Origin of the sequence: Hydrogenophaga sp., assembly GCF_041633695.1 — a bacterium.
In the GTDB taxonomy this organism is placed as follows: domain Bacteria; phylum Pseudomonadota; class Gammaproteobacteria; order Burkholderiales; family Burkholderiaceae_C; genus Hydrogenophaga.
This window is the reverse complement of the sequence record NZ_JBFJMY010000288.1, coordinates 1-5,421: the sequence shown is the minus strand read 5'-3', so window position 1 is coordinate 5,421 and position 5,421 is coordinate 1. Positions and strand designations below refer to the sequence as shown.

The 5,421-nt window shown below is 67.4% G+C and carries 3 protein-coding genes; all 3 read right to left on the bottom strand.

What is annotated here, in order from left to right:
- On the bottom strand, positions 1–2,049 hold a 2,049-nt coding region (locus tag ABYB95_RS16175; protein WP_372659590.1), incomplete at its 3' end, for a nitrogen regulation protein NR(II).
- Positions 2,046–2,852, bottom strand: coding sequence for a carbon-nitrogen hydrolase family protein (locus tag ABYB95_RS16170; RefSeq protein ID WP_372659589.1), 807 nt, complete (start codon positions 2,850–2,852; stop codon positions 2,046–2,048). The genes ABYB95_RS16175 and ABYB95_RS16170, both read right to left, overlap by 4 nt.
- Positions 2,853–2,909: 57 nt before the next feature.
- Positions 2,910–5,421: YhdP family protein (locus tag ABYB95_RS16165; RefSeq protein ID WP_372659588.1), on the bottom strand; the 2,512-nt coding region annotated here is incomplete at its 5' end.

Genomic DNA, 5,421 nt, shown 5'->3' with positions numbered 1-5,421 from the left:
GAAGGTGAGCGCGCCGCCGTGTTGTTCGACCACGCTGCGGCACAGGCTCAGGCCCAGGCCCATGCCTTCGGCGCGGGTGGTGAAAAAGGGGGTGAACAGCTTTTCCTGGACATCGGGTGCGAGACCTTGCCCGTGGTCGGTGACGGCGAATTCGACCCAGCGCCGGTGCGACAGGCCTTGCGCCAGTGGACTGGCGCTGAGCCGAGACTGGCTCACACCGAGTTCGATCCGCCGCTGCCCCGAAGCCGGCGTCGGGTCGCCTTCGGGCATGGCCTGCATGCCGTTGCGCGCGAGGTTGAGCAAGACCTGTTCAACCATGGTGCGGTCGCACAGCACCATGGGTAGGCCGTCGGCGATCTGGGTCGTCACCCGTATGTCCAGTTTTTTGGCCTGCAAACCCAGCAACGGCATGATGGCATCGATCAGGTCTTGCGCGGCCACGGCTTCGCGGCTGCGCTCGCGCCGCCGCACAAAGTCGGTCACGCTTTTGACCACCCGGCCCGCGCGCTCGGCCTGCTCGCTGATGCGCTGCATGGCCAGACCCAGTTCGCCCGGTGGCGGCGTTTCGCCCGGCTGCAGCAGATTCAGCGTGCCGCTGGCGTAGCTGGCGATGGCGGCCAGCGGCTGGTTGAGTTCGTGGCTGAGCAGCGAGGCCATTTCACCCACCGTGGCCAGGCGGGCGGTGGCCTGCAGGCGCTCTTGCGAAGCGCGGTTGAGGTCTTCCACCCGGCGCTGTTCGCTCATGTCCAGGATCGCCCCCATCCAGCCGCTCTGTTCCCCCTGGGCGTCGATCAGCGGGGCTTCGATGATCAGCACCGGCAAGCGCGAGCCGTCTTTGCGCTGGAATGTCGATTCAAAGCCTTCGCGCGGCCAAAGGTGGGCTTGCAGGCGTTGTGATTGGCGCAACCCATATTCTTGTACTTGATCGGAGGGCCAATAGGGCGCGGGCAGACCCGAGCCCAGCAACTCTTTGGCGGAAAACCCCAGCATCTGGCAAAAGGCCGGGTTGACGTAGGTGATGCGTCCGCTCATGTCGCGCGCGCGCAAGCCGGTGACGAGCGAGTTCTCCATCGCCTTGCGAAAGGCCAGCGCATCGCCCAATTCCTGTTCGGCACGCTGGCGCAAACGCATATCGCGTCCGAGCAGCACCAGCACACCCAGCAGGGACAAGGCCAGCACACCCACCACACCGGTGAGCAGGTTCGGAAACCAGCCACCGGCTCTGCGCGAACCGTCGAGTTGCAGCGTGAGGGCATGGCCGGGCAGATTGAGCACCGCGCGGGCGCGCAGGGTGCGTCGGTGGTTGTCGATCTGGCTGTGCACGGCCAGGCGCGCACCATCGGGCTCCACAAAGGCCAGGCCCCGGCCCCGGATGATGTCTTTGGTGGTGAGCTCCTGCAACATGCCAGTGAGCGAATAGGTGGCGATCAAAAAACCCTTGGACTCGCCGGATGCGCCCAGCGGCAGACACATCTCCATCAGTTCCAGCCCTTTGCCGCCTTGCATGGGCCAGAAGTAGCTGGCCGAAAAGGCCGGCCCCGACAAGCGGCTGGCCTTGGCGCAGGCCTCGCGCGCGTTCAGCAGCGACTGGTCGCGCCCCAGATAGCCGTACAAGTCGGCCAGAAACGGGCTGTCGGCCGTGGCCATGAGTTGCAACGGACTGTCGGCGGCGGCCAGCAGTCGCAAGGGGCCGTCGCGCCATTGCAGCTGCACGATTTCCCGCCGCTGTGCCAGAATCTGCGCCGCCGGGGCGGCCCAGTCGGCGGCGCTGATCGCACCGGTGTGGAGCGACATCAGGGTCTGGCTGTTGCGCGTCAAGGCGCTGCGGATGTCGCTGACCACCGAGGCCGCGTCTTGCTCCAGCGCCGCCTGCTCACGGCCCAACTCGTAGTCGTCGGCCAGAAACACCAGCACGGCGATGAGCAAACCCACCAGCAACAAGAGTGCGCTCCACAACAACCAGCGCAGGGAACGCGGTTTGCGGTGGTCGCCGGTGCGCCCGGCCTGGCTCGGCACGGCTACCGCCTCGGGCGGGATGGCGCGGCTCAAAGCCGGCGGTGTTGCAGCGCGGGCAGTTGGGTGCGCACGCTCTGCAGGCGCTCCATGTCCAGCTCGGCCAGCACCACGCCCGGGCCTTCGGCCTGCAGCGCCATGACCTCGCCCCAAGGATCGATCACCATGGTGTGGCCCCAGGTGCGGCGCCCGTTTTCGTGTTTACCGCCCTGTGCGCTGGCGATGACATAGGCCTGGTTTTCAATCGCCCGGGCGCGCAGCAACACTTCCCAGTGCGCCTGGCCGGTGGTGTAGGTGAAGGCCGATGGCACCAACAGGATTTCGGCGGCCAGCAAACGGTAGAGCTCGGCAAAGCGCAGGTCGTAGCACACGCTTTGTCCCACGGTCCAGGCCTGGCCGCTCTTGCTCGGCAGGTCAAAGGCGGTCGGCGTTTCCCCGGCTTGCAGCACATGGGCTTCGTCGTAGGCTTCGCGTCCGTTGTCGTAGCGAAACAGGTGGATCTTGTCGTAGCGGCTCACGCACTTGCCACGCGGGTCGTAGACCAGCGAGGCATTGGCCGCGTGCAGCGGGTCTTCGGTGGCCATGGGCAGGGTGCCGCCCACCACCCAGAGCTTGAGGTCGCGCGCGGCGTCCGATAGAAAATCCTGCACCGTGCCCAGCCCCGGCGTTTCGGCCAGCAGGAGCTTGTCGGCGTCCTGGTGGCCCATGAAGCAGAAGTACTCGGGCAACACGGCCAGCTCGGCTCCGGCGCGTGCGGCCTGGTCGAGCAACGCCCGCGCGGCGCTGAGGTTGGCGTCCAGGCTGATGCCGGAGACCATCTGGATGGCAGCGACTTTCATGACAACTCCTTTGGCGTTTCCGCTGGGTCCGCCACCGGTGGGTGGCGGGGATTGAGCTTACTGCAGCACAGCCCCGGGCTTGTCCGCCGGGGTCTGGACCGCTTTGCGATCGACTTTTTCCACCTGCGGGTCGGCCCAGCTGCCGGTGATCTGGAACTGCTGGGTGGCCGCGCTTTGCAAGGGCTGGCGCAGCAAAAACTGCGCCAGAAACGTGCCCAGGCCCACGGCCGGGTTGATGGCGGTGGCGATCAGCGAGGCGGTGCCGGCGTTGATTTCCGGCACCACCACCACCTGCAGATTCTGCTGTTCGCGCGCCAGATCGGCGCTGCCTTCCATCAGCACGGCGGCGTTGACGCCCTTCATCTGCAGGTTGTTGGTGCGGGCCACACCTTGTTCGATACCGGCATCGCCTCGCACAAAGTCGAAGGCAAAGCCTTCGGAAAACACGTCGCGAAAATCCAGCACCAGGCGCCGGGGCAGCGACTGCAGGCTGAGCACGCCCAGCAGCTTGGCGGCACCGGGGTCCACTTTCAGGAACTGGCCGCGTTCGATTTCCATCTTGAGTTGCCCGCTCAGACTCGCATAGTCCAGCGCCAACGGCGAACCCAGCCAGCCTATCGTGCCTTCGATGCGGCCTTTGCCGCCACGCACCAGGCCTTCGCGCCCAAAGCGCGCCAACAAGCGGCCCGAGTCCTCGATGTCGAGGCGGAAGTTCAGCGCGGTGCGCCTTTGTCCGTCGAGCGGGCCATTCGGAGCGGTTTGTGCGCCCACCACGGTCCAGTTGCCGGTGGCGTTCAGGCGCGCTTCCGGCATGCTCATGCTGAGCCGGTTCAGGCGCCATTCGCGCGCCAGTCCACCGCCGCCACGGTTGACGGCCTCGACCTCCACCCGGCCCAAGTGCCGTTTGGACAGCACCAGGTCCTCCACCGCGATGTCCAGCGCCGGCACGCTGCTGGGCTGTTGCAGCAGTTGCTCCACGTCTGCGGCGGCAGCGGGTTCCAGATTGAGTCGCGCCAGGCGGGCATACACACTGCCCGCCGAAGCGGTGCCGGCCTGGTGGTACTCCACATAGCCGTTGAGTTCCTGGGCGTCGAGGTTGGCGCGCCACAGCGTGCCCTGGCGCGATCCACCCACCACCAGGCCGTTGAAGCGCCGCCCGGTCACGATGAGTTGATCGGCCCGGATCGCCAGCGTGGTGGGCAGGTAGCTCAGACTGGCGCTTTGCGCCGCCGCCGTGCCGCGCACATCGGCGCCACTGGCCGAAGAAAAGGCCTTCTCCCAGGCGTCCACGTCCACGGAGGCCACGCGCACGTTGGCCAACACGCCCTCGGTGGGCAGTGGCGCCGATTCGCCGCTCTCCAGCCCCACCGCCACACTGCCGCGCAGCACGCGGGGTATGGGCGTGGTGATGTCGCGCTCGTACACCAGCGACGCCCGCGCCGTCAGCGGCGTACCGAGGTCGATGGCCAGGCGGTCGGTGCTGGCCACCTCGTCCGAGGCCGGTCCAGTGGCCGTCAGCACCGTGTTTTCGTAGCGCAGCGGCAGGCTGTCCTCCGCTTTTTTGGCCAGCGGCGCGGGCAGACTCAATGCCATGCCTTGCAGGCTGCTGGTGACCAACAGCTCGGGTACGCCGGCCCGAAAACCGAGCTGCACGGCATACGCGGCGCTGCCGCTGGCGTTGCGCAGCAGACGCGAGACAAAACCCAGATCGGCGTCGCGCAAGCCTTCGGCGCTGGCCGTGCCCTGGCCCCGAAACAGCAGGCGCGCCACGCCTTTGGCATCGGGTCGCAAGCCGCCATCGAAGCGCACCTCGCCGCCGTACAGGCGCGCCCGTGCGTTGGCCACCGAAAACCCGCGCTCGCTGAAACCCAGGGTGCCGGTGGCGCGCGCCAGCAAGGGTGAATCCGGGCTGATCTGGACATCGTTGCCGACAAACTGCACCGTGCCCTGCACCCGGGTGTTCACGACCTCGTTCAGCGGCAACTGGAGCCGGAACTGCACGTCGGCAGGTCCGGTCATGCGCGCCTGGGACAAGGCCTCGCCCATCATGCTGTTGAGCGGCGACTGGCGCACAAAGCCCAGCACCTCGCCCGCCGGTCCTTGTGCGCGCGCACTCACCACCAGGGTCGGCGTGTGGACCAGATCGGCCACGCCGATCTGTGCCTGGTTCAGCCGCACGCCGGGCGCGTTTTCCAGCCGCGATTCCACGCCCTTGATCTGGAGCGAGGCCCTGTCCAGCACCAGTTCGCCATGGAGTTGCTGCAAGCCGGGCCAGGACGCTTCGCCCGCGCTTTGCAGGTAGGGCGGCACGTAGGCGAAATCCACCGCTTGCAGCTGGGCGCTGATGCGGAACACGCCTTTCGCGCCCGGACTGTCGAACGGCATCTGGTCCACGTCGCCCTGGATGCGAAAGTCCACCCGGTTGGCGCCGCCGCCGCGCACCGCTGCGCGCACATAGTCGCGGGCGTATGCGCCCACCGTCAGCGGCAGGTAGCGGTGCACCCGCGAGGCGTTGGCGCGGGTCAGGGTGGCACTCAGGTCGAGCACGCCGGGAAAGCGCGGGCGCGCG

What these genes read in the sequence shown, in the direction of transcription:
- ABYB95_RS16170 (WP_372659589.1), bottom strand. Translation starts at nt 2,852, where the DNA reads ATGAAAGTCGCTGCCATCCAGATGGTCTCCGGCATCAGCCTGGACGCC.